Origin of the sequence: Pseudofrankia sp. EUN1h (assembly GCF_001854645.1) — a bacterium.
Classification (GTDB): Bacteria; Actinomycetota; Actinomycetes; order Frankiales; family Frankiaceae; genus Pseudofrankia; species Pseudofrankia saprophytica.
In genome coordinates this window covers 1-24,018 of the sequence record NZ_MBLN01000048.1, presented here as the reverse complement: position 1 = coordinate 24,018, position 24,018 = coordinate 1, and the positions used below count along the sequence as shown (strand labels likewise).

The window sequence follows — 24,018 nt, the reverse complement described above, 5'->3', positions numbered from 1 at the left end:
AGACGGAGGGGCATCATGACAACCGCCGCCATACCTCTGGAGGAGGACGACTCCTTCGACGACGAAGACACCGTGGTCGAGGTGACCGCCGAGGACCTGCATCAGGCGTGGCTGAACGCCCTACAGGTCGCGGGGTATCCGTATGAAGAACTCGAGGAGCAGGCCAGAACCGGAGCGTTCAAGTCCGCGGCGGCCCACCGGTCCTGGCATATCGTCAAGAGCCTCCTCCCCTGGCGTGAACCTCCTGCGTGAGACACAGAGGTTCTCCGACGACCTGAGCAGGTTCCTCAACGGCACGATCTGCAGTGGGATCCGGATAGGAGGACGACTGTCGACGGAAAACACCGACCATGCCTGGGTCAGCTATCGTCCGAACAATCAGCGGTTCGTGGGACCCCGAGGCATTCCGATTTCGGTAGGCCGCGCGCCTCGGTGCTGGCTCGACGTTAGCTTCGTGACGAGTGTCGACGGCTTCGGCGAGCACCTCATGGTCGTCACGTCCTACGTCGGGCTATACGCCGACGCCGAGCTGACACAGGTCCTGCTGCACTACGACTACGAACGCGACAAGCGGGACGGGTACCCGGACTCGCACCTCCAGATTCCCGCGACGTCCGATTCTTGGACGTCGCTGCTGACCCGATGCCCGGACGCCAAGGACGAGCTGGGTCATCTGCACCTACCGACCGGTGGCCGGCGGTTCCGGCCGACGGTCGAGGACGTCGTCGAGTTCCTGATCGTGGAGCGGATCACCGAGGCGCGCGGCGGCTGGCGGGATGTGCTGGCCCGATCCCGAGACGCCTTCCTGACCCGTCAGCTCCGCGCCGCCGTCCGGCGCCTCCCCGAGGCAGCCGCTGACCAGCTGACGCAGATGGGCTACGCGGTCGCGACGCCGTAGGAGACCAGGCAGACGGTGCATCCGCCCGCATGCGCGGGCGGCGCCGGCAGATCGGCGGCCCGGGCGGCTACCGTGAAGGTCGTGGATGCGACTGTTCCTGAGGGACAGTTTCCGGCCGGCCTGAGGGCTCTACTCAGCTCCGAGTTGGCCTCCGTGGGCGAGGACATCATCGCGGCGATCGCGGCGGAGGTGCCGGCCTATGCCCGCCCACTGGAGGGGCGGTTCGGGCGGGGGGTACGGGCGGGTGTCGCCGAGGCGCTGCGCCGGTTCCTCGCGATCGTCAACGGCGGCCCGGACGATCCGGCCGACGTCGCCGCCAGCCGCGAGATCTACGTGCGGCTGGGACACGGCGAGTTCCACGCCGGCCGTTCCCTGGACAACCTGCTCGCCGCCTACCGGATCGGTACCCGGGTCGCGTGGCGGCGGTTCGCCGACGCGGCCCTGCTGCGCGGTGGGCTGGACGCGGCCGGCCTGGTAACCCTCGGCGAGACGCTCTTCGGCTACATCGACGGCGTCTGCGCCGCGTCCACCGAGGGATACGCGCTGGCCCAGTCCGCGGACGCGGGCGCCCGGGAGCGGCTGTGGGACCGGATCGGCGAGCTGCTGCTGTCCGGGGCCGACCCGGCGGCCGTCGAGGAGATGGCCCAGGCCGGGTCGGTGCGGATCCCGGACCGCCTCGCCGCGGTGCTGGTACCAGCGCGCGCCGGCAGCCGTCACGAGCTCGGCCTGCCCACCGGCTGCCCGAACACCACACATGGCTCGGACCTGTGGCTGTTCGTGAACGGGGACGACACGCGCGGCCAGCGGTTGGCCGGACAGCTCGCGGGCCGCTCGGCCGTCGTCGGCCCGGCGGTGCCCTGGGCGCGGGCGGCCGCGAGCGCCGAGCGGGTCAGGTTCGCGCGCGAGGCGCGCGACGACGGGCTGCTGCCGGCGGATCCGAGTGGGAACCCGCTGTTCACCGACGACCACCTCGCGACGCTGCTACTCACCCGCGACCCGACGCTGCTCGCCGACCTCACCCATCRCCGGCTCGCCCCGCTCGCGGGCCTGCCCGAGCGGACCCGGCAGCGGCTCGCCGCGACACTGCTGCACTGGCTGGCCCTGCGCGGCCAGCGCGCGCTGATAGCCCGCCACCTGCACATCCACCCACAGACCGTCCGCTACCGGGTCCTACAGCTGCGCGACCTGTTCGGTGACGCCCTCGACGACCCGGACGCCCGCTTCGAGCTGGAGCTCGTCCTGCGCGCCGGAGCTGCCACGATCATCGGCGACGAGGGCGGGCACGACGACGAGAGCGAAGGCCCTCGAAGCCGGCCCGTCCCCGCCGACTAGGTCAGGTTCGCGGCTCACCCGCGAGCTCGCGGATCGCCGCGCGGAAGAAGTCGACGTCGACCGTGAGACCGACCGAGACCGGAGCTCCGATGCCGTCGGCGTTGCCGTCCGGCCCGCGGCCGGGAGCGGCCCCGGACGCCGCGGGGATCGCGGAGATCTCGGGTTCGGCGCGGTGGCGCCGCCAACCCAACTGGCGTAGGTCCACGACCGTCTGGCCCCAGGCGGCGCTGCCACCGGTGTCGACCGCGACCGGCAGCGTCTCGACGCCGAGGATGTCCGGTCGGACGACGGCCATCGCCGCCAGCAGGTCGTGGCAGGGCGTCTCGCCCTCGGCGCACAGCGAGCCGGCGTTGCGGCGGTAGAACGACAGCGGCCCGTAGAGGAAGGCCGACGCGGCGGTCCGCCGCGCCGCGAGCGCGGCGAACTCGACGTCGCGCAGGGTCGCCTCGTGGGTGACGTCCAGGCCGACCATCACCGGTGGCGCCGACCAGCCGGCGGCGAGCGCCGTGGCCGCGGCGAGCGGGTCGTTCGCGACGTTGGCCTCGGCGCTCGGCCGGGCGTTGCCCTGGGCGCGCGCGCTGCCGCCCATCAGCGTCAGCCGGCTCGAGGCGGCCGCCGCCGCGTCGGCGCGTACAGCCGCCGCCAGGTTGGTCAGGGGCCCCAGCGTCAGCAGTGACGCGCCCCGGCGCATCTCCCTGACCAGCACCTCGACGGCGGGTGTGTCCTCGTCGGCGCCGCGGCGCGGGTCGGCGAGCCCGACGTCACCCAGCCCGTCCTCGCCGTGGATGAACACCGGCCGGGTGATGGGCGGCGCCGGGTCCGTCGGTTCCGCCCCGACGTACACCGGGACGTCGGGGCGGCCACCCGCCTCGAGGATGATCCGCAGGTTACGGGCGGCCTGGCGCACCTCGACGTTGCCGCCCACCGCGGTGACGGCCGCGATCTCGACGTCCGGCCGCCCGCACAGCCAGACGATCGCCGCCGCGTCGTCGATCCCGCCGTCGCTGTCGATGACAAGTCGCATCAGTACCGCTCCTCCCACACCGTCCCGCGCTCAGACCCGGACCATCCTCGCGCAACCGGCGAATCCGGCTTCCTGGCCAGGCGCGCCCGCGGCCAGCGGGGGCCGATCGGTTACCGTGCGGACCGTGCGGCTGGGGACGTTCAACGTGATGAACGGCCGCTCGCCGAGGGACGGGAACGTCGACCTGGCACGGTTCCGCGCGGCCGTCACGTCCCTGCGCTGCGACGTGCTGGCGCTGCAGGAGGTCGATGTCGGCCAGCCCCGGTCCGGGGGCGCCGATCTGGGCGCGGTCGCGGCCGACGCGTTGGGGGCCGGGGAGGATGCCTGGCGGTTCGCGGCGACCGTGTACGGCATCCCGGGCCTCGGCTGGCGGCCGGCCGACGGGGTCCGCTCCCCCGACGAGCCCGCCTACGGCATCGCGCTGATCAGCCGTTTTCCCGTCCGTGGGTGGCAAGTGGTGCCGCTCGGGCGGGCGCCGGTGCGCTCGCCGATCGCCGTGCCCGGGCCGGACGGGCGGCCGCGGCTGATCCTGCTGGCGGACGAGCCGCGGGTCGCGATCGTCGCCAGGCTGGCCACACCCGCCGGGTCGCTCACCGTCGCGAGCACGCACCTGTCCTTCGTTCCCGGCTGGAACGCCTCGCAGCTACGCCGCCTCACCCGGGCCCTGCGCGCCGACGACACCCCCGACGGCGTCGGCGAGGCGACGGTGATCCTCGGCGATCTGAACCTGCCGGGGCCGCTGCCGCGGGTGCTCACCGGCTGGCGGCGGCTGGCCGCCGCGCCGACGTACCCGGCGCACGCCGCGCGGGTGCAGTTCGACCATGTCCTTGCCCGCGGCGCCGTACCGCCGGTCGTCGCCGCGCGGGCCGAGCAGACGGCGATCTCCGACCACCGGGCCCTGCTCGTCGACCTCGCGTCGGCCGGCGACGGCGGTCCGTAGCCGGCTCAGCGATCGGTGGGCGGCTCAGCGATCGGTGGGCGGCTCAGGGGGTGCGGGGCGGCCGCAGGAGGCCGACGAGGTCCGCCTCGGTCGGCAGTTCCGGGCGGGTCAGGCGGCTGTCCCTGACGTAGTAGAAGGCCCCGTCGACGGCGCCCGGCGGGATGCCGCGCAGCCGGGCCCAGGCCAGGCGGTAGAGCGCGAGCTGGACCGGGTCGGCGGCGGTCGCGCCGGTCTTCCAGTCGACCACCTCGTAGCGGCCGCCACCCAGGTCGTAGACGGCGTCGATGCGGCCGCGCACCACCCGGCCGCCGATCGGCAGCTCGAACGGCGTCTCGACGGCCAGCGGGCGCCGACCGCCGTACGGACCGGCGAGGAAGGCCTCCTTCAGGACGCGCAGCTCCGCGTCGTCGAGGTGGTCGTCCTCGGCGCCAGGCAGGTCCTCGTGGTCGAGCAGCGGGCGGCGATCGAAGATCTCCTCGACCCAGGTGTGGAAGCGGATACCCCTGCTCGCCGCGGGGACGGGCCGGCGCGGCAGGGGGCGGACCAGCTCCCGGGCGAGCCCGTCCGGGTCCGCGCGCAGCTTCATCACCTGCGTCGCCGTGAGCCCTGTCGGCAGCGGCACCCGGCGGACCGGCGCGCGCGCGGCGAGCTCCTCGTCGAGCAGCAGCCGGGTCTCCTGGTCCAGGGCGTCGAGCAGCGCCCGCTCCTGCGCGGTCATCCCGGCGCGGTCGTCCGCCGCGGCGATCTCGGCGACGGCCGCCACCGTGGCGGCGGCGCTCCTGACCTCCGGGGCCCCCAGCACCTCCGGAGCCCCCAGCACATGCGGTGCCTCGGGAACCCCGGCAGCCGCGGCCGCGGCGAGGACGGCGGCGGTCGGCGTACCCGTGAGCAGGTCGCGGACCGCGTCCGCGGCCTCCCGCCGGGCGCCCCCCGCGGCCGCGTCCATCGGCGCCGGCCAGACGTACTCCGGCGGCGTCTCGAGCGCGGGGTTGGTCTTCTCCAGGGGGATGTCGGCCCAGTGGTCCACCCGGCCGTTGCCCACCCGCTGGGCGTGCCCGCGCAGCTCGTCGAGGAACGACGACGGGCCGCGCGGCTTCTTCTGGGTGGGGCCCCACCAGTGGCCGCTGGTGATCAGCGCCGAGCGTGCCCGGGTGAACGCCACGTAGGCGAGGCGGCGCTCCTCGTGCTCCGCCTGCTCCCTGCACTGGTCGGCGAACCGGTCGAACGCCGCCCGGTCGTCGGCGACGGCGAACTCCGGCAGGTCCTCGGCGTCGCCGCGCAGCGGGGTCGGCAGCACCGAAGGCGAGGTCGTCCACCGCTCGCCGACGGTGCTGTCGGGGAACGACCCACGGCTGATGTTGGGCACGGCGACGACGTCCCATTCCAGGCCCTTGGCGCCGTGCATGGTGAGCACCTGGACGGCCTTGCCCGCGCCGGCGACGTCGGCGTCCAGCCCCCGCTCGTACTGCTCGCCGGCCCGCAGGAAGCTCAGGAACGAGGTGAGCGAGGCTCGCCCGCTCGCGTCGTCGTAGCCGGCGGCCGAGCGGTCGAAGTCCGCCGCGACCCGCAGGAAGGCCGCGAGGTTCTCCCGGCCCCGGGTCCCGCGCGGCGCGGCGAGCTCCAGCTCGACGTCGAGGCCCGTCGCCTCGACCACGCGGTGGACCAGCTCTACCAACCCCGCGCCGGTGTGCGCGCGCAGCTCGGCGAGCTCCGCCGCGAGCGCGCGCACCCGCCGGGCGCCCTCGGCGGAGATCTCGTCGCCCGGGTGGGCGAGGGCGTCGGCCAGCGAGACGACGTCGCTCGGGTCGACGTCCGCGACCGCGTCGTCCAGCGCCCCCGCTCCCGCCGGCCCCGCCGGCGCCGGCGGGTTTCGCGTGGCGGGGGCGGCGCGCAGAAGCTCGGTCGCCCGGCGGCCGAGCGCGGCGAGGTCTCGGGGGCCGAGCCGCGGCCGCGGCCCGGTCAGCAGGCGGATCAGCGACGGGTTCGCCGTGGGGTCGTCGAGCACCTCCAGCGTCGCCCGGATGTCGGCGATCTCGGGCTTGGACAGCAGGCCGCCGAGCCCGAGCACCTCGACGGGCAGGCCCTCGTCCGTCAGCGCCGTCACCAGCGCCGGCACGTCCGACCAGGACCGGGCGAGCACGGCGCACTCCCGTGGCGGGCATCCCGCCAGGACCCGCTCGGCGAGCTGGCCGGCGACCCAGCGAACCTCGTCGGCCCAGGTGGCGTGCAGCGCGACCACGGTCTGCCCGGCGAGCAGGGACTCCGGCCGTGGCCGCAGGACGGTGACGGACCTGGTCGGCAGGCGCTCGGCGACGGCGTTGGCGAGGGTGAGCAGCCGCCCGCCACTGCGCTGGTTCACCGACAGCTGGTAGGTCGCCGCCGGTGTGCCGTCGGCCTGGCGGAAGTGCTCGGGGAACCGGTCGAGGTTGCTCGCCGAGGCGCCGCGCCAGCCGTAGATGGCCTGCGCCGGGTCGCCGACGGCCGTGACCGGGTGCGCCGCGCCGAACAGCCCGGCCAGCAGCCGGCGCTGGGCCACCGAGGTGTCCTGGTACTCGTCCAGGAGCACCACCGAGTACTGCCTGCGCAGCAGCACGCCGACCTCGGGCACCTGCTCGGCCAGCTGGGCGGCGAGCGTGATCTGGTCGCCGTAGTCGAGCAGCTCCCGGTGGCGGCGGGTGGCGCGGTAGTCCTTGACCAGCTCCGCTAGCTCGAGGCGGCGACGCGCGGTGAAGGCCAGCCTGCGCAGGTCCCGTACCAGGGTGGCCGTGTTCTGCCGGGCGCGGGCGCGTTCCGTCGCCGCGAGCACGTCCGCGAGCCAGCGCCGGTCGAAGGCGATCAGCTGGTCCGGGTCGACGAGGTGCTCGCCGCACTGGCCGTCGAGGGCCACGACCGCCTCGACGAGCGCGGACATGGAGCCGGTGAACGCCTCGACGCGGCCCGGGTAGCCGCGGGCGACGTGCGCGGCGAGCTGGTATCGGGCGGCGGCGGGCAGCAGGACGCAGTCGGGCTCCAGGCCCAGCCGCAGCGCGTGGTCGGCGACCAGCCGGCTGGCGAACGAGTTGTAGGTCGCGACAGTCGGTTCGCCGACGCCGCCGTCCGCACCCGCGACGGCCAGGCGCGCGCGGCGCAGCTGGGCCAGGGCCCGGCGGACCCGCTCGGCCAGCTCGCCGGCGGCCTTGCGCGTGAAGGTGAGGCCGAGGATCTGCTCAGCGGGCACCCCGACCGCGGCGACCAGCCAGACCACCCGCGCGGCCATCACCGACGTCTTGCCGGAGCCCGCGCCGGCGACGATCACGCCGGGGGCCGCGGGCGCGCAGATCGCGTCCAGCTGCTCCTCGGTGAAGGGAACGCCGAGCAGGCCGCGCAGTCCCTCCCTGGTCAGCCGGCCCGGCTCGACGGCGGTGGCCTCGCCCCCGCCACCCCCGGTCTCCTCCCCCTGTCCGGGACGGTCGCCTGGCGCGGCCGCCTCGAACCAGTCCTCGAGGACCGCGTCGGCGTCCGCGCCGCCGCCGAACCCGGGGAGGGCGGGCTGCGGCGGGCCGGCCGGCCGGGCCGGCCGCGTCCCGAGCGCGACGGTCGCCACCGGGACGGCGCCGACGGGCAGGGCGGGCAGGGCCTCGTCCGCGCGGCGGGTGGCACGGTCCCCGGCGGGGCGCTCGGCGACGCCGGGAGTCGGCTCGTCGAACGCCTGCTCGTCGAACGCCTGCTCCGGAAGCGGTGACGCGTCCATCACTCGACCACCTGCCTGCCCTCGGCGGGCCACGCGGGGCAGGAACGCCGGAACGAGCAGTAGTCGCAGCTCGGCCCCGGTGTTGGGGTGAACGTCTCGGTGGTGATCGTGCGCACGGCCTGGCCGAGCAGTTCGTCCACCCAGGACCGTCCGGCGGGCAGCGCCTCCTGCCGCTGGACCTGGGGTGAGCCGGTGGGCGCGCCCGGCTCGCGGGGGCCCACCCGGTCCCCGTCCGCGTCGCGGCGGAGGAGGACGAGCTCGGCGCCACCGGGCACGGCGCGCCGATCGCCGGCCTCCGTGGGCCGCACCGCCTCCGGCCGGTCCGGCGAGGCCGGTGTCTCCGGCCGGTCCGCCGGGTCCGGTTGGGAGGTGGACGTCGGCGCGACCTTGTCGTCGACGGCGCCCTCGCGGACGGCGAGCTGGTAGGTGCCCAGCTGGACGTGCTCGGCCAGGTCGCGGGTGCCGACGGCCGCCCGGCCGGTCTTGAAGTCGATGACGTGCACCCGGCCGGCGTCGTCGAGCTCTAGACGGTCGATCGAGCCGCGCAGCCGGATCGGGCGTCCGTCGACGGTCAGGTCGATGCCGAACCGCTCCTCCGAGCCCACGACGACCCGGCCGCGCTCGGCCGCGTGCCAGTCGAGGAACCGGGCGAGAGCTTCCCGCGCCGCCGCGCGCTCCTGGTCCGAACGCCAGCGGGCCTCGAAGGCGAGGTGCCGCCAGACCGTCTCGAGGCGGGCGTCCAGGGCGGCGAGGTCGGCCGGGGTACGGCCCGCGGTGACCTCGTCGACGAGGGCGTGCACGACCCGGCCGAAGCTCTGCGCCGTCGTCGCCGGGCGCCCGGCGTGCGCCTCGTGCTCCAGGAACCAGCGCAGCGAGCAGTCGCGCAGGCTCGTCAGCGACGACCCGGACAGCCGGATCGGCTCGTCCGCCGGGACGACCGGAACGTCGGACGAGGTGACGTCACGCACGCCCCACCAGCGGTCGGGGTGCGCGGCGGGCACCAGCGGCCGGCCGGCATGGTCGGCGGCCGCCGCCAGCGCCGCGAGCCGGCGGCGGGCCGCGCGGCGCAGCGCCGGGCTGGCCGTGGCCTCGACCGACGCCCGGCGCAGGGTGGCGACCAGGCTCGCCAGGGTGAGCGGCCGCGGCGTCCAGGACGAGCCGTCCGCCACCGCGACGCCCAGCTCGGTGAGGAACTCGCTGCGCCGGGAGCCGTTCTCGGCCGTCGCGGCGCCCTCGCCCGCGGTGTCGACGGCGGTGACGACCAGCCGGCGCCGCGCTCGGGTGACCGCGACGTAGAACAGCCGGCGCTCCTCGGCCCAGCGGTCACGGGGAGTTTCCGGCGGGCGCAGGCCGCCTCGCTCGGGTGTGTCCAGCTGCTCGGTGCCGAGCAGCGAGTGCTGCGCGCGCAGGTCGGGCCACGCTCCGTCCTGGACCCCGCGAACGACGACGATGTCCCATTCGAGGCCCTTGGCGCGGTGCGCGGTGAGCAGCCGGACCGCGTCCGGGCGGATCTCGGCGCCCGCCCGGTTGTCGGCGGCGAAGTCCTGGCTGGTCAGGTCCGCGATCAGCCCGCGCGCGCCTCCGCCCGGCCCGCGCCGCTCGCCGAGCCGGTCGACCGCGTCGAACAGGGCGACGACGGCGTCGAGATCGGCCTCGGCCGCGCGTCGCCTCGCGCCATAGCCACTGGCGGAGGCCCGCCGCAGCCGCGCCGGCCAGTCGGTGCCCTCCCACAGCGCCCAGAGCGCGTCCTGTGGGGTGCCGCCGGCCCGCAGCCGACGGCGTACCTCACGCAGCAGCGCGCCGGCCTCGGCCACCGGGCGGGCGAGGTCGGTGTCGAGGTCGTCCGGAATCGACGCGGGGTCGGCCAGAGCGGCCCGGACCATCTCGGCGGACGAGGCCGGCCCGCGCACGGCACCGACCTCGGCTGCCGCCGCCTCGGTCACATCGGCCGTCTCAGCGGCCTCGGCCGTCTCTGCCGCGCGGGCGTGTTCACGCAGCGCGCGGCCAAGGGCCCGCAGGCCGGTCGGATCCGCGCCACCCAGCGGGGACAGCAGCAGCGCGCGGGCGTCCGCCGCGGTCAGCGACGCGGGATCGTCGGCGCAGCGAAGAGCGGTGAGCAGGAGCGCCGCCGCCGGCCGGGCCGCCAGCGGCGGCTCGTCACCGGTCAGGTCGACGGGTACCCCGGCCGCCGTCAGTGCCCGCGCCACCGGCGGCAACGCGTCGGCGGATCGGGTCAGCACCGCCATCTCATGCCAGGCCACCCCGCCCGCGAGGTGCTCGCGGCGCAGCAGGTCGACGATCGCCTCGGTCTCCGCTGCCTCGGACGGGAACGACAGCGCCTCGACCTGGCCGGCCTGGTCCGGCTCGGCGGGGACGAGCGCGCGGTGGGCCCGCAGGGCGGACGCTGGCAGGCCCGACATCGGCAGCCGGCTGGCGACCTGCCGGCTCGCGGCCAGCACAGCCGGCGCCATCCGCCGGCATACCCCGAGCGCGCGCACGTCCGCTGGCGAACCGTCGGCGCGCGGGAACCGACTGGGGAAGTCGAGCAGGCCGCGCACCCGCGCGCCCCGGAACGCGTAGATCGACTGGTCCGGGTCGCCGAACGCGACCAGGTCGGCCCCGCCCGCCGTCAGCGCGGCCAGCAGCCGCTCCTGTGCCGGGTCGGTGTCCTGGTACTCGTCGACGAGGACGGCCCGGTACCGGGCCCGCAGCGGCTGGCCGAGCTCCGGGTCCTCGACGAGCGTCGCCGCCCGGTGGCCGAGCTCCGGGTAGTCGACCGCGCCGTCGTAACCCAGATTGTCCAGGTAGTCCGTGTAGAACTCGGCGAGCGCCGACCAGTCGGGCCGCCCCGCGCGGGCGGCGAGCGCCTGCAGACCGGCGGGGTCGAAGCCGAGCTCACGGACCCGGGCGAGCAGCGCCTCGACCTCCTCGCCGAAGCCCCGGGTACGCAGGCACACGTCGAGCGACGCCGGCCAGCGCGGCCGGCCGAGCTCGCGCGAGCCCTCGATCAGGTCGCGCAGGCGGGTGAACTGCTCCGGGCCGGTCAGCAGCCGCGGCGACAGATCGCCCGGACGCGGGAACTCCCGCAGCACCGCGTAGCACCAGGAATGGAAGGTCCAGGCCACCGCGCCGCCGACGGGCACACCGACTCGCGCGGTGATCCGCTCGGAGAGCTCCCGCGCGGCCCGCCGGCTGAACGTCAGCACGAGGATCGAGCCGAGATCCACCCCCGCCTCCACCCGGCGGGCGACGGCCTCGACCAGCGTGGTCGTCTTTCCCGTGCCCGGCCCCGCGAGCACCAGCAGCGGCCCGCCCCGGTGCTCCAGCACCGCCCGCTGGGCCTCGTCCAGCCGCGCCGGCTCGGCTGGGCGAGACCCAGCCGGCGCCGACCGGTCGAGCCGGTAGCGGCGTACGTCGGCGCCCGGCCGCGTCAGGGCGACCGGCGGCGTCACGGCGGACGGCGTCACGGTCGTTCGTGTGACGGCGGACGAGGTGGACACGGATACAGCAGACCACGTGACTCCGACAGTTTCGCGATCGCCCCGAGCGCGCCCGGCGCGCCTGGCCCGCGCCGGCCTCCCACCGGCGAGGCCCGTCGGCGCTCACTGTGGGAGTCTGCACGGTATGGGAGAGTGCGCGGACAAGGTGGCGCTGGTTACCGGGGCGGGCGCGGGCATCGGGGCGGCGTGTGCGCGCCTGCTCGGCGCCGCGGGCGCGCGCGTCGTCGTCACCGACATCGACGAGGCCGCCGCCAAGAAGACCGCCGACGAGCTCCAGCACGCGGGCGCCACGGCACTCGCCATGGGGCTGGACGTGACCGACCCGGACGCGGTGACCGAGGCCGTCGCGGCGGCGGCGCGCGCGTTCGGCAGGCTCGACCTGGCCGTGAACAACGCCGGCATCGCCCTGCCGCGCCAGYCCGTCGACAAGATCCCGGTCGACGACTGGCGGCGTGCCATCGAGATCAACCTCAACGGCGTCTTCTACTGCCTGCGCGCCGAGATCCCGGCGATGCTCGAGGCGGGCGGCGGCTCGATCGTGAACATGGCGTCGGTGCTCGGTGTCGTCGGCTTCACGGACGCCGCCGCCTACTCCGCGGCGAAGCACGGCGTCATCGGCCTCACGAAGACGTCGGCGCTGGAGTACGCCACCCGTGGCATCCGGATCAACGCGGTCGCGCCGAGCTTCGTCGATACCGCGATGATGAACCAGGAATCCGGGCGCAAGATGCGCGGCGCCGCCCTGCTCGCGCCCATGGCCCGCTTCGCCACCGTCGACGAGGTGGCCGAGATCGTCCTCTTCCTGCTCTCCGACCGCTCCTCCGTCGTCACCGGCAGCGTCTACCTGGCCGACGCCGGCTACACCGCCAGGTAGCCGACCCGGCGCGGCCAGGCGTCAGGGCCACGTCAGGTCGGCTCGCCTCAGGCCGGCTGGCCGTCCCAGCGGGCGAGACGGAGATCCACGCGGTCGCCGCCGGGGCGTAGCGGGGTGCTGTCGGCGATCAGGCGGGTGATGGCCTCCACGGGAGCGGAGGGGTTGGGCTCGCCGCTGGCGCGGATCACGCGATGCCACGGGACGTCCTCCTCGTGGCCGAAGCGGGCGAGCACCGCGCCGACGTGCCGGCCGGTGCCGCCGCCGACGTACTCGGCGACGTCGCCGTAGGTCATCACCTTGCCGGCCGGGATCTGGGCGACGGTGTCGAGCACCGCGCGGGCGTACTCCCCCGGCCGCCCGCCGACGTGGACACGGATTCGGGTGCCCAGCCCGGCGGACACGCTCGCGGGCGCGCCCGCTCCCCGACCATCAGGCCTAGGTCCTCGCATGGGGGCAGCATGCCAGCGAGGTCCGACAGCCCCGCAAACCGGCCGAGGGCCCCGGTACCGACCAGGTTCGTCGGCACCGGGGCCCTCGTGACGGGCTGGATCGGCCTAGTAGACCGGGAGGGTCTTGTCGACCTGGGTGGCCCAGGCGGTGACGCCGCCCTGGACGTGCACGGCCGACGAGAAGCCGGCGCCCTTCAGGGTGGCGAGCGCGTCGGCCGAGCGGACGCCGGACTTGCAGTAGACGACGACCCGCTTGTCCTGCGGCAGCTCCGACAGGTGGGCGGGCAGGTCACCCTTGGGGATCAACCGCGCGCCGGGGATCCGGACGATCTCCCACTCGGCTGGCTCACGGACGTCGACCAGCTCGATCGCGGCGCCCTCGTCCAGCCACTCCTTGAGCTCGGACGCGGTGATCGTCGAGCCGGCGGCGGCGAGCTGCGCCTCCTCGGAGACCACGCCGCAGAACGCCTCGTAGTCCTCGATGAGCGTGGTGATCGACGGGTTCTTGCCGCACAGCGGGCACTCCGGGTCCTTGCGGACCTTGATCGTGCGGTAGCTCATCTCCAGGGCGTCATAGACCATCAGCCGGCCGACCAGCGAGTCGCCCACGCCGGTCAGCACCTTGATGGCCTCGGTGGCCTGGATCGAGCCGATCGACGCGCACAGCACGCCGAGCACCCCGCCCTCGGCGCAGGACGGAACCATGCCGGGCGGCGGCGGCTCCGGGTAGAGGCAGCGGTAGCACGGGCCGTGCTCGGCCCAGAAGACGCTGGCCTGCCCGTCGAACCGGTAGATCGAGCCCCAGACGTAGGGCTTGCCGAGCAGCACCGCGGCGTCGTTGACCAGGTAACGGGTCGCGAAGTTGTCGGTGCCGTCGACGATCAGGTCGTACTGGCTGAAGATCTCCATGACGTTGTCGATGTCGAGTCGCGTCTCGTGCARCACGACGTTGACGTACGGGTTGATCTCCCGAACGCTGTCGCGCGCTGACTCCGCCTTGCTCCGGCCGACGTCGGACTGGCCGTGGATGATCTGCCGCTGCAGGTTCGACTCGTCGACGGTGTCGAACTCGACGATGCCGAGCGTCCCGACCCCGGCGGCGGCCAGGTACATGAGGGTCGGCGATCCGAGGCCACCCGCGCCGACCGCCAGGACCTTGGCGTTCTTGAGGCGCTTCTGCCCGTCCATCGCGACATCCGGAATGATCAGGTGTCGGGAGTATCGGCGGACCTCGTCGACGGAGAGCCCGTCGGCGGGCTCCACCAGAGGTGGAAGGGACACGCGTGCTCCTTGCTATCGGCATCGCCGGGCGGGGACAGCCCCTTCGACGATGCCACAGTTGACTCCACCGCCGGCCTGCCCAGCCAAGGGTGGAGGTCCACGACCTGAGATGCAGCGCGCCCGCGAGGCCAGATGTTCCCGGCGCTGCCGGAAGGCGGTCAGGCCGAGCGGCGAGTGGACGCCTTGGCCGGCGTCTTGGCCGGCGCGCTCTTGCCCGGAGCCGTCTTCTGCCCGGTCGACGCGGACTTCGACGCCGTCTTGGCCGGGGCGGACCTGGACGAGCCGGTCTTGGCGGCGGCCTTCTTGGCGCCGGACCTGCCCTTACCCCCGGCCGCCGCCGGCTCCTTGGCCTCGACCTCGACCTCGGCCGGCTCCACTTCGGCCGGCTCCGCTTCCTTACCGGCTCGCGCTTCCTTGCCGGCCCCGGCCGGCGGCGCGGCGCCGCTCGACGGTCGGCCTGCCCGCGCCGCCTCGATGCTGGCCCGCAGCGCGGCCATCAGGTCGCCGGCCGGCGCGGCCTTCTCCTGCTCCGGCGGAGCCACGATCTCCCTGCCGGCGATCTTGGCGTCGATCACCTGCAGGAGCGCCGCGCGGTACTCGTCACCGAACTTCGTCGGGTCGAAGTCGCCGGCGAGCGTCTCGATCAGCGAGCCCGCCATCGCCAGCTCCTGCGGGCGGACCTCGATGTCCTGCTCCACGAACGGGAAGTCGGGCACGCGCACCTCGTCCGGCCAGAGCATGGTCTCCAGCACGAAGACGCCGTCGCGGACCCGCAGCGTCGCCAACTGCTCGCGCTGCCGCAGGGCGATCTTCACCAGCGCGACCCGCCCGGACGACTCCAGCGCGTCGCGCAGCAGCACGTACGGCTTGGCCGCCAGCTTGTCCGGTTCCAGGTAGTAGCTCTTCGCGAAGTAGATCGGGTCGACCTGCTCCAGCGGCACGAACTCCAGTACCTCGATCGCTCGGGACGTCGACAGCGGCAGGTTCGCGAAGTCCTCGTCCGTCAGGACGACGGTCTCGCCGTCCGTCAGCTCGTAGCCCTTCGCGATCTCGGAGTACGGGACCTCCTCGCCATCGGCCGCGGCGACCCGCTTGTAACGAATTCGAGACCCGTCCGAGCGTCGGACCTGGTGAAAGGCGACGTCCCGTTCCTCGGTGGCCGAGTACAACCTCACAGGGATCGAGACGAGGCCGAAGCTGATGGCGCCCTTCCAGATCGAACGCATGTTTCAGGTCACCTCCCGTCACTCTCATGGTGAGGCACGCGCCGCGTCGTGTCTGCCGGATCACGGAAACTTATTCGAACATATGTTCGTTCGATTCCGTTGACCTGCGCTTTTACCCGAGCCCGGGCCGCCGACGAGGCGGCCAGCGCCGCGCCCGGCACCGATGAGTGGAGGCCACGAACGCCGTCGATAGAAGGAAGCCGGACCGCCGCGCAAGGGAGCCAGYCAGCCGCGTCCCCGCGCCGTCCGCGCGGGTGCGGTCGGAATGAGCCCGCCTGGGCGCTTCCCGCGAGACGCTGGGTCGTGCCGAGGCGTTCCGGCGGCTGGTCGGCACGGACGTGAGGGCAGAGCGCGGGAGGCGCGAATGGGTGAGGCGAGCGGCGCGAGCACCACCGTCGAGGTGGCCGGTCGGCGGCTGAAGCTGTCCAATCTGAACAAAGTGCTCTATCCGGCCACTGGGACGACAAAGGCCGAGGTCATTGACTACTACACCCGGATCGCCGACGTCCTGCTCCCGCACCTCGCCGACCGCCCGCTGACGGTGGTGCGCTTCCCCGAAGGGGTGGCGGGCGAGGGCTTCTTCAGCAAGAACGCCCCCGCGCACCGCCCGGACTGGGTGCCGGTCGCGACCCTGCCGTCACCCGGGTCGACGAAGAACCRCCGCACGATCGACTATCTGGTGGCCGATGCCCAGGCCACGCTGGTGTGGCTGGCGAACCTCGCAGCGCTGGAGATGCACACCCCCATGTGGCGGGTCTCGACCGGCAGACCGGACATCCTCGTCGCGGACCTCGATCCCGGTCCAGGGACCGATGTGCTCGACTGCGCGCGGGTCGCGCTGCTGCTGCGTGACGTCCTGCCCGAGCCGCTGTGCGTGAAGACCAGCGGGTCCAAGGGCCTGCAGGTGTACGGCAGGGTGGATGACGGGCGCGAAAGCATGCGGGTGCGCGACGACATGCGGATCATCGCCGAACGGCTGTCCAAGGACCATCCGGACCTGGTGGTGTCGAACATGCGCAAGGACCTGCGCGGCGGCCGGGTGCTGCTCGACTGGTCGCAGAACAACCCCGCGAAGACGACCGTCTCCGTCTACTCCCTGCGAGCCAGGGCCGCGCCGACGGTCTCGACCCCGGTGACCTGGGACGAGGTCGCGGCCGCCAAGGAGGCCCGCGACCTCGCCTTCACCGCTGGCCAGGTCCTCGACCGCGTCCAGGCACACGGAGACCTGTTCGCTCCGCTGCTGTCCTGACGATCGGCACCATCTCCAGCGCCCGTCCCGACGACCGACGCCGAAGGCCGAAGGCCGACCAACGCCAACCACCACCAACCACCGCCGACCACCGAGGGGCCCGGGTCGGAGCCTGCCCGGACGGGCGTTCAGGCCGCGCTCGCCTGGGTATGCCGTGGTCTCCCGCTATGACGTGGAGGGACCATGAGCGCACCGACCGAACTTCCGCTCGACGTGCCGGACGCCGACGCCGCGGAGCAGGCGCGTGAAATGCGCGAGACCCGTCTGGACGACCCGCCGGCCCCGCCGCCCGTTGCCGCCGAGGCCGATGAGTACGACGCGGTCGAGCAGAGCCTGGAGGTGGAGGAGGAGGACGAGGACGCCTACCGCTGACAGCCGCTTGGTGGTGGCGCGGGTGGCGTGTCCCCCCGAGGCGGGGCACCCGGCCACCTGGGTGAGTAGTGTTGTCGAGATCGAACAGGAGGTGGTTGTGACCGTCGAGCCGGCAGCGCCGCAGTCGCGCCCAGGCAGGACGCCCCGCCTCCCGCGCACTGCCCGTCGCTTCCAGCTGCTCGGCGCCGCGCGCGAGGTATTCGTCGCGCAGGGCTACCACGCCGCCGCCATGGACGAGATCGCCGAGCGGGCCGGCGTCAGCAAGCCCGTGCTTTACCAGCACTTCCCCGGCAAGCTCGACCTGTACCTGGCGCTGCTCGACGAGCACTCCGAGAAGCTCGTCAGCAGTGTGCGTGAGGCGCTCGCGTCGACGACCGACAACCGCCTGCGGGTGGAACGCTCGGTCCGGGCCTACTTCGACTTCGTCAACGACCCGAGCGGCGCCCACCAGCTGGTGCTGGAGTCCGACCTGCGCAGCGAGCCGGCGGTCCGCAAGCGGGTCGAGGACGCCTTCGCCCGGTGCGTGCGCGCGATCGCCGCGACGATCGTCGCCGACACGGGGCTGTCCCAGGACGAGGCCGACCTGCTGGCGGTCGGTCTGGTTGGGCTCGCCGAGACGTGCTCGCGCTGGTGGCTCGTACGCGGTGGCACGGTGGCGCCGGAGCGAGCTGTCGAGGCGATGAGTGAGCTCGCCTGGCACGGAATCGGCGGCTACCCCCGCAGCTCGGCCGCCGCGGCCACCGCCGACGACGCCGAGCCGGCCGCGGACGTCGACGCCGACGCCGGCTGATTCGCGCGCCCGGCACCGCGACCCGTTCTCGGGCGACGCACGAGCGGGCGATGGCCGCTGTGCCGGGAGCGAACACGACGACTCGGGTCAGCCGCCGGGGCTACCAGGGCCATAGTGTGTCCGGTAATCGCCCGGCGGCGGTGCGCGCCCGCCGGCCACGTTCGTCGCTCATCCGGCGGACGCCCCGGACGAAGACGCTCCACCAGGGACCGGTTGACGCCGATCCCTGGGGACCCGGCCGCGACAATGGCGAAGTCCCCCCGCGGCCGGAGGCCCGACGGCAACTACCGACGGCAACTATCAGCCCGCAGTGCAGACGAAGGCGAGGTCATCCGGGTGGAGGTCAAGATCGGCGTGCAGAACGTCGGCCGGGAGCTGGTGCTCGAGAGCGCTCAGACACCGGACCAGGTCGCCGAGGCGGTCGCCGCGGCCCTCGCCGCGGACAACGGACTGCTCTCCCTGGTGGACGAGAAGGGCCGGAGGGTGGTCGTCCCGGCCGCCAAGCTGGCCTACATCGAGATCGCGGAGGCCGAGTCCCGCCGCGTCGGCTTCGGCTCTTCCTAGAGCATCAGCGCTTCCTAGCGCGTCAGCTCGATCTGGAGCTCGAAGCCAACTGGAACCGCGGCAAGCTGGAACTCGGAGCTAGCCGGCACAGGGATCACGAGCCACTGGGGCGCGACCGTGAGGTCGCGCCCCAGTGGCGTTCCGGGAGGACGGACCCCGTTCGGTTCCGGGTTGGACAGACCCGCCCATGAGGACGGGCCGGGCGCGTCAGGACGACAGGCCCAGCGCGGCCATCCGCTCCGTGTGGGCTTTCATGATGCTGTTGAAGATCGCTGCGACCGTCTCCAGGTCGCCGACGCCCACGAGCAGGCCGGTGAGGGCGTCGCGTTCCACGGCGACCTGCTGGGCCTGGTTGAGCGCCTCACCGACCAGGCGGCGCGCCCAGAGGGCCAGCCGACCGGCGGCCACCGGGTTGGCGGCAATCGCGGCCCGGACCCGGTCGACCACGAAGGCCGCGTGCCCGGTGTCGGCGAGCACATCGAGCACGAGCGCCCGGGCGTCGTCGTCGAGCCGGTGCGCGATCGCGCGGTAGAAGTCCGCCGCGATGCTGTYGCCCACATAGGCCTTGATCAGGCTCTCCAGCCAGTCGGCCGGAGCGGTCATGGCATGGAAGGCCGTCAACGGGCCGATGAACGGCGCCATCGCCGCCTCCGGGTCGACGCCACGGCCGGCGAGCGCCATGCTGATCGCCTCGAAGTGCGTGAACTCCGCCGCCGCCATCGCCGCCAGCGAGATCTTGTCGGAGAGCGTCGGTGCCATCCGCGCGTCGGTGGCCAGCCGCTCGAACGCGGTGAGCTCRCCATAGGCGATCAGCCCGAGCAGGTCGACGACGGCCTCGTCGACGACCCCCCGCTCGACGACCACGCCAGCGGTCGCCATTCCACCGGTCAGGTCATCCCGGGCCGGGTTCGCGGCCTCGTCCGGAACTGTTCGCGGAAGCCCGGTCGTGGGCGCCGTTCGCGGGTCTCGCGGAGCGGCAGGGGCACCTGGGTGCCCATCGGTCCCTGTGGACCCCGCAGCCCCCGGAAGCACTGTGCTGTCCGTCACGTACCTCAACTCCCAGGCTGATTGATCCAACGTCGTCACCCGACGTGTTACCCGTTGGTGCCGCTCGCTCCTCGCCACCCGGCCCACGGCAACGGGCCAGGTCATGTTCCGTCTGAGTAACGCTGGACGGGCCACGATCGTCGCGAAGCGCGCCCATCAAGCGGTCACACAGGCTATCCTTGTTGTAGCCGGTGGTCATCACAGACCGATCGGCCGCCGAAGGCAACGCGTCGCCCCGGTCCCCGGGCTGCTGGGCCAACCTGCTGGCTTCGAAATCACTGGTTTCGAGGCCGCTGGCCCACCCCGCTCGATCGGGTCGCTGGCGCGGCCCGGCACGTCGCGAGCGGCGCCTCAACGTCGGACACCGCTCAGGAGTAGACCAGGAGCGACCCGCTGTCCGTCACAGCCACATCCCTAACCATCACCGAAACCACCTCCGCAACTGACGCTGCCCCGGCCGGCGCGGACCCTGCCTCTTCGGAGCAGGTAGAGGTCCCGGCGACCGTCGAACCAAAGATCACTTTCGCCGATCTCGGCGTTCGTCAGGAGACGGTCGACGCCCTCACGGCCGCCGGCATTATCCACCCCTTCCCCATCCAGGAGCTGACGCTCCCGCTCGCGCTCGCCGGTACCGACATCATCGGCCAGGCGCGCACCGGCACCGGCAAGACGCTGGGTTTTGGCATCCCCATCATCCAGAAGGTCATCGGCCTGGACGAGGGCGCCGATGGCCGCCCGCAGGCGCTCATCGTCGTGCCGACTCGTGAGCTGTGCATCCAGGTCACGGCCGACCTCGAGCGGGCGGGCGCACGCCGGCAGATACGCGTCCTGTCGGTGTACGGCGGCCGGGCCTACGAGCCGCAGCTGACCGCCCTGCGCACGGGCGTCGACGTCGTCGTCGGCACCCCGGGTCGTCTGCTGGACCTCGCCCGTCAGCGCGCGCTCAACCTGGGCAATGTCGCGACGCTGGTGCTCGACGAGGCCGACGAGATGCTCGACCTCGGTTTCCTGCCGGACGTGGAGCGCATCGTCTCGCTGCTGCCGGCCGGTCGCCAGACCATGCTGTTCTCGGCGACGATGCCCGGTCCGGTGATCGCGCTCGCTCGTCGCTTCATGATCCGGCCGGTGCATGTCACCGCCGAGCAGCCCGACGAGGGCCGCACCGTCCCGACCACCAGCCAGCACGTCTTCCGCGCGCATGCGCTGGACAAGATGGAAGTGCTGTCCAGGGTCCTGCAGTCCGACGGCCGCGGGCTGTCGATCGTGTTCGTGCGGACCAGGCGCACCGCGGACAAGGTGGCCGAGGACCTGTCGAACCGAGGCTTCGCCGCCGCCGCCGTGCACGGCGACCTCAACCAGGGCCAGCGCGAGCAGGCGCTGCGCGCGTTCCGGGCCGGCAAGATCGACGTGCTGGTGGCCACCGACGTCGCCGCCCGCGGCATCGACATCGGCGGCGTGACCCACGTCGTCAACTACCAGTGCCCGGAGGACGAGAGCGTCTACCTGCACCGGATCGGCCGCACCGGCCGGGCCGGCGGCAGCGGCGTCGCGGTCACGTTCGTCGACTGGGACGACCTGGCCCGTTGGCAGCTGGTGAACCGGGCGCTCGCGCTCCCGTTCGACGCGCCGCTGGAGACGTACTCCACCTCCCCGCACCTGTTCGAGGCGCTCGGCATCCCGGCCGGGTCGACCGGCGTGCTGCCTCGCGCAGCCCGTACCCGCGCCGGGCTGGCCGCCGAGGAGATCGAGGATCTCGGTGGCGGCCGCAAGGCGCGCCGCGGCGGCCGGCCCGCCGCGGGCCAGCCGGGCGACACCGACCGTCCCGCGGCAAGGGAAGCGGCGGCCTCCCGGACCAGGACGCGTCGGCGCACCCGCGGCGCCGGCGCGGCGGCAGCCGCCGCAGGGCTGGCTGAGGACGCGGACGGGGCCGACGAGGGCACCGTCGCGCTCGAGGTCCTCGCGGCCGACGGCGCAGGCGACGTCACCGGTCGGGCGACCGGCGAGCTCGGGGCGGCCGACCTCGCCGACGGCGTCGAAGGCGCCGACGTGATCGACGCCGACGAGCAGGGTGCCGACGGCACGCCCGCGCGCCGGCGTCGGCGGCGCCGCGGCGGCCGCGGCCGCTCGGGCCGCTCCGCGGGCGCGGACACGCTGGACATCGCGCCGGCCGACGACGACGAGGACAGCGCGCCGGAGTCCCGCGCCGAGTCGGCCTGACACGGCCTGATCGCACAGTCTGGGAGCGGGACCCCTCGGGTCTCGCTCCCAGACTGCTTCTGGCTCCCGGACCGGTCTTGGTCCGAGGCCGCGCCTCAGTTGTGGGCCGCGCCTCAGTTGTGGGCTCCCGGTTCGGCCGTTTCGGCGCCCGGCCGCGGACGCGATCAGCTCCTGGCGACGCTCAGCGTCAGCCGGACCCACGCGACGCGGCGACAGGCAGGGCAGCGCAGCAGCGACGGGTGACGCGGCCGGATGACCGGCAGATGCAGGCTCGGGGTGAGCAACGCCAACGCGCGCCGGGCGCCCACCATCGTCGCCTGCCTGCACCGGGAACAGTGCACGGTCACGCCTGAGCCGTGCGGGGCGGGCGGGTGCTCGCCGCTGTAGAGAGCACGCTTGCCGTGCACGTCACGGCCGATGGCGCCCGGCCGGGACGCGGATGACGGCGAGCCAGGCCCAGGTGGGCGCCCGGTGCGCGGCCGCAGCCGGTCGAACCCGGCCGACGCGTCCCGCGCCCGGCTGCCCGCGCCCTCAGCCACACTCACGGCTCCAGCCGTGCTCTCGACTCTGGCCATGTCCCCGTTCACCGGCCGATGCGCGACAGCGCGACCGAGGCGGCCACCTCAGGCGAGCCGTCCACCAGCCCACCGTCGACCAGCTCGTCGTCTTCGGCCAGGTGGTCGTCCGCCCGGCCGAGGACGGGCAGCGCACCGGCGAGCAGCGCCTCTGGGCCGACGCCGGGCACCGGGCCTGGTCCGAGCCCCGCGATCGTGCGGGCGTGCTCCCGATAGGCCTGCGCGCCCTTCGACCGGGCCGCGGTGGTGAGGATCGAGCGGCCGATGCCCGGTGCCTCCGCGAAGCGCACCGAGCGGGCGACCGGCGGTTCGAGCACGCTGACCTGGTAGCGGGCCGCGACGTCGGCCAGCACCGCCCGGCTGTGCGCGGTGCGGCCGTCGAACAGGGTCGGCAGCACGCCACGAACCCGGAGCTTCGGGTTCGTGAGGCGGCGGACGTCGTGCACGGTGTCGAGCAGCTGGCCGACGCCGCGGTGCGACAGCGTCTCGCACTGCAACGGGATGATCACCTCGTCGGCGACCGTGAGGCCGTTGATGGTCAGCACGCCCAGCGACGGCGGACAGTCCACCAGGACGAAGTCATAGTCGTCGACGATCTCGGCGAGGGCGAGCCGCAGCACGTGCTCCCGCCCGGTGCGCGAGAGCAGCACCGCCTCGCAGCCGGCCAGCTCGATGGTCGCCGGCAACAGGTCCGACCCGTCGGCCGTGCGCAGGACGACGAGGCCCGCGGACAGGCGCCCGAGCAGCACGTCGTGGACGGACAGCTCGAGAGCGTCCGGGTCGAGGCCAAGCGAGAACGTCAGACAGGCCTGCGGATCCAGATCGACCAGCAGAACTCGCTGGCCCAGCTCGGTCAGGGCGGCGCCGAGGCTCGACACAGAGGTCGTCTTGGCGACGCCACCCTTTTGGTTGGCGACAGCGAGAACGCGGGCCACGACGGAGAGTGTGTCAAGCGTGACCGTGTGGTCACAACCTGCCTCGCCCGTAAGTGTCACGCCGACTACTTAGGTCCCGCGCGCGGTGGGTGCGCGGACCGCCCGGCGCGGAGATCGACGGCGCGACCGCCTACAGTCCTGCACCGTGCCTCAGCTCCCCCGGGTCGCCGTGCTCGGCCCCGATCTGACCGGCGCGGTCGGGCTGGCCGCCCTCGTCGACGGCGGGATCGACGCCACCTACCTCGGGGCGCCGACGCCGGCCGCCGAAGAGCTGCTGTCCAGACGCGCGCTCACCGCCCGCCGCGTCGCCGGCCCGGATGACCACGGCGACGAGCCCGTTTCGCCGAGCGCCCCGAGCGAGGGCGGCGCCGACTTCGCGCCCGTCGTCAGCCGCGCCGGCGCGCGGGAAGACCCGCGGCGCGGCTTCCAGATCAGCCTCGACGGCCGGTCCCTCGGAAGCTGGGACGCCGTCGTGGTGACCGCGGCGACGGTCGCCGCCGTGCGGACCGTGATCGGTGTCGACGACCCCTGGTACGGCGGCGTCTTCCATCCCCGGGCCGACGGTGTCTACCTGATTGGCGGCTCCGGGGGCGGCGGGGTGGCCGGCGCGGCGGCGGGCGGGCCGGCCGGGCCGCGACCCGCGGGTGAGGCGGGTGAACTGGCCGAGGAGGACGAGGCGCCAGCATCGGGCCCTGGCGGGCGGCTCGTCTGGGCCCAGGCCAGCTGGGTCGGCGAGTACCTGCGCGGGCGCTATCTGCTTCCGGCCTACCAGGCGATGCTCGACCACCCGGGGCTGCGTCGCGTGGGCCTGCGCCGGCGGGGCACCTGCGGCTACCTGCGCGCCCTGGAGCGCGAGCTGCGCGCCGGCCGCGCCCGCGCCGCCGCCGCGGGCTATCCGCTCCCGATCCCCGCCGCCGGCCCGGGGCCGGCCTAGGCCGTGTCTGACGGCCTCCGGCCACGCGAGGCTCCGCCATCATCGCGTGGCCTTTGGCCTAGGCCGTGTCTGACGGCCTCC

At 74.0% G+C, this 24,018-nt stretch carries 20 protein-coding genes; 11 read left to right on the top strand and 9 right to left on the bottom strand.

All coding sequences use genetic code 11. The features are described 5' to 3' along the window. The first annotated feature begins 15 nt into the window (after positions 1 to 15). The 3 genes from BCD49_RS13920 (at position 16) to BCD49_RS13910 (ending at position 2,230) form a co-directional block, all read left to right on the top strand. Complete coding sequence (locus BCD49_RS13920) at positions 16 to 252, top strand: hypothetical protein (protein WP_007516008.1); 237 nt, start codon at positions 16 to 18, stop codon at positions 250 to 252. A 202-nt stretch (positions 253 to 454) separates the two neighbouring features. Next, positions 455 to 898 (top strand): hypothetical protein, encoded by a 444-nt coding sequence (locus tag BCD49_RS13915; RefSeq protein WP_051466217.1) that lies wholly within the window; start codon positions 455 to 457, stop codon positions 896 to 898. Between the two features lie 72 nt (positions 899 to 970). Further along, a complete protein-coding gene (locus BCD49_RS13910) occupies positions 971 to 2,230 on the top strand; it encodes a helix-turn-helix domain-containing protein (RefSeq protein WP_442960490.1) in 1,260 nt (419 codons plus the stop codon). Position 2,231: 1 nt separating this feature from the next. Here the strand turns inward: BCD49_RS13910 and BCD49_RS13905 are convergent, their stop codons facing one another. Then, positions 2,232 to 3,254 (bottom strand): nucleoside hydrolase, encoded by a 1,023-nt coding sequence (locus BCD49_RS13905; RefSeq protein ID WP_007516011.1) that lies wholly within the window; start codon positions 3,252 to 3,254, stop codon positions 2,232 to 2,234. A 124-nt stretch (positions 3,255 to 3,378) separates the two neighbouring features. Here BCD49_RS13905 and BCD49_RS13900 point away from each other — a divergent pair, with 124 nt between their 5' ends. Further along, a complete protein-coding gene (locus BCD49_RS13900; protein ID WP_027140444.1) occupies positions 3,379 to 4,194 on the top strand; it encodes an endonuclease/exonuclease/phosphatase family protein in 816 nt (271 codons plus the stop codon). A gap of 43 nt (positions 4,195 to 4,237) precedes the next feature. Here the strand turns inward: BCD49_RS13900 and BCD49_RS13895 are convergent, their stop codons facing one another. Both BCD49_RS13895 and BCD49_RS13890 read right to left on the bottom strand, forming a co-directional pair. Next, positions 4,238 to 7,924, bottom strand: coding sequence for an ATP-dependent helicase (locus tag BCD49_RS13895; protein ID WP_007516013.1), 3,687 nt, complete (start codon positions 7,922 to 7,924; stop codon positions 4,238 to 4,240). Continuing rightward, positions 7,924 to 11,391 carry an ATP-dependent helicase gene (locus BCD49_RS13890; protein ID WP_241832325.1) on the bottom strand — a complete coding sequence of 1,156 codons (3,468 nt, stop codon included), beginning with the start codon at positions 11,389 to 11,391 and terminating at the stop codon, positions 7,924 to 7,926. Before BCD49_RS13890 ends, BCD49_RS13895 begins: the two co-directional genes overlap by 1 nt. 157 nt (positions 11,392 to 11,548) lie before the next feature. Between BCD49_RS13890 and BCD49_RS13885 the strand changes: the two genes are divergently transcribed. Further along, the gene (locus BCD49_RS13885; RefSeq protein WP_071041553.1) at positions 11,549 to 12,298 is read left to right on the top strand and encodes an SDR family NAD(P)-dependent oxidoreductase; all 750 of its coding nucleotides are present in this window, start codon (positions 11,549 to 11,551) and stop codon (positions 12,296 to 12,298) included. A 47-nt stretch (positions 12,299 to 12,345) separates the two neighbouring features. Here the strand turns inward: BCD49_RS13885 and BCD49_RS13880 are convergent, their stop codons facing one another. The 3 genes from BCD49_RS13880 to ku form a co-directional block, all read right to left on the bottom strand. Continuing rightward, the gene (locus tag BCD49_RS13880; RefSeq protein ID WP_007519737.1) at positions 12,346 to 12,699 is read right to left on the bottom strand and encodes an MGMT family protein; all 354 of its coding nucleotides are present in this window, start codon (positions 12,697 to 12,699) and stop codon (positions 12,346 to 12,348) included. 153 nt (positions 12,700 to 12,852) lie between these two features. Further along, entirely contained in the window at positions 12,853 to 14,028 is a 1,176-nt protein-coding gene (gene moeZ / locus BCD49_RS13875) for an adenylyltransferase/sulfurtransferase MoeZ (protein WP_007519739.1), read from the bottom strand. Between the two features lie 158 nt (positions 14,029 to 14,186). Further along, on the bottom strand, positions 14,187 to 15,254 hold the full coding sequence (gene ku, locus BCD49_RS13870) for a non-homologous end joining protein Ku (RefSeq protein ID WP_007519741.1): 1,068 nt from the start codon (positions 15,252 to 15,254) through the stop codon (positions 14,187 to 14,189). 364 nt (positions 15,255 to 15,618) lie between these two features. Here ku and ligD point away from each other — a divergent pair, with 364 nt between their 5' ends. The 4 genes from ligD to BCD49_RS13850 all read left to right on the top strand — a co-directional run bounded on the left by ligD (position 15,619) and on the right by BCD49_RS13850 (position 18,229). Continuing rightward, the gene (ligD, locus tag BCD49_RS13865; protein WP_071041552.1) at positions 15,619 to 16,503 is read left to right on the top strand and encodes a non-homologous end-joining DNA ligase; all 885 of its coding nucleotides are present in this window, start codon (positions 15,619 to 15,621) and stop codon (positions 16,501 to 16,503) included. A 183-nt stretch (positions 16,504 to 16,686) separates the two neighbouring features. Next, on the top strand, positions 16,687 to 16,875 hold the full coding sequence (locus BCD49_RS13860) for a hypothetical protein (RefSeq protein ID WP_007519744.1): 189 nt from the start codon (positions 16,687 to 16,689) through the stop codon (positions 16,873 to 16,875). A gap of 97 nt (positions 16,876 to 16,972) precedes the next feature. Continuing rightward, the gene (locus BCD49_RS13855; protein WP_007519745.1) at positions 16,973 to 17,665 is read left to right on the top strand and encodes a TetR/AcrR family transcriptional regulator; all 693 of its coding nucleotides are present in this window, start codon (positions 16,973 to 16,975) and stop codon (positions 17,663 to 17,665) included. A 336-nt stretch (positions 17,666 to 18,001) separates the two neighbouring features. Continuing rightward, positions 18,002 to 18,229, top strand: a complete 228-nt coding sequence (locus BCD49_RS13850; RefSeq protein ID WP_007519746.1) for a DUF3107 domain-containing protein — start codon at positions 18,002 to 18,004, stop codon at positions 18,227 to 18,229. A 207-nt stretch (positions 18,230 to 18,436) separates the two neighbouring features. Here the strand turns inward: BCD49_RS13850 and BCD49_RS13845 are convergent, their stop codons facing one another. Further along, a complete protein-coding gene (locus tag BCD49_RS13845; RefSeq protein ID WP_071041551.1) occupies positions 18,437 to 19,108 on the bottom strand; it encodes a ferritin-like fold-containing protein in 672 nt (223 codons plus the stop codon). Positions 19,109 to 19,855: 747 nt separating this feature from the next. Between BCD49_RS13845 and BCD49_RS13840 the strand changes: the two genes are divergently transcribed. Further along, positions 19,856 to 21,493, top strand: coding sequence for a DEAD/DEAH box helicase (locus BCD49_RS13840; RefSeq protein ID WP_116439394.1), 1,638 nt, complete (start codon positions 19,856 to 19,858; stop codon positions 21,491 to 21,493). 164 nt (positions 21,494 to 21,657) lie between these two features. On the opposite strand, the gene BCD49_RS13835 is transcribed toward BCD49_RS13840, so the two are convergent. Continuing rightward, positions 21,658 to 22,038, bottom strand: a complete 381-nt coding sequence (locus tag BCD49_RS13835; RefSeq protein WP_027140442.1) for a hypothetical protein — start codon at positions 22,036 to 22,038, stop codon at positions 21,658 to 21,660. A gap of 38 nt (positions 22,039 to 22,076) precedes the next feature. Further along, positions 22,077 to 23,003, bottom strand: a complete 927-nt coding sequence (locus BCD49_RS13830; RefSeq protein WP_083401441.1) for a ParA family protein — start codon at positions 23,001 to 23,003, stop codon at positions 22,077 to 22,079. A 145-nt stretch (positions 23,004 to 23,148) separates the two neighbouring features. On the opposite strand from BCD49_RS13830, the gene BCD49_RS13825 reads away from it, so the two are divergent. Beyond that, positions 23,149 to 23,937 carry a hypothetical protein gene (locus tag BCD49_RS13825; RefSeq protein WP_007519892.1) on the top strand — a complete coding sequence of 263 codons (789 nt, stop codon included), beginning with the start codon at positions 23,149 to 23,151 and terminating at the stop codon, positions 23,935 to 23,937. Positions 23,938 to 24,018: the final 81 nt, after the last annotated feature.

Coding starts and splice junctions, on each gene's coding strand:
- BCD49_RS13920 (WP_007516008.1), top strand. CDS start 16: ATGACAACCGCCGCCATACCTCTGGAGGAGGACGACTCCTTCGACGAC.
- BCD49_RS13905 (WP_007516011.1), bottom strand. CDS start 3,254: ATGCGACTTGTCATCGACAGCGACGGCGGGATCGACGACGCGGCGGCG.
- BCD49_RS13895 (WP_007516013.1), bottom strand. CDS start 7,924: ATGGACGCGTCACCGCTTCCGGAGCAGGCGTTCGACGAGCAGGCGTTC.
- ku (WP_007519741.1), bottom strand. CDS start 15,254: ATGCGTTCGATCTGGAAGGGCGCCATCAGCTTCGGCCTCGTCTCGATC.
- BCD49_RS13860 (WP_007519744.1), top strand. CDS start 16,687: ATGAGCGCACCGACCGAACTTCCGCTCGACGTGCCGGACGCCGACGCC.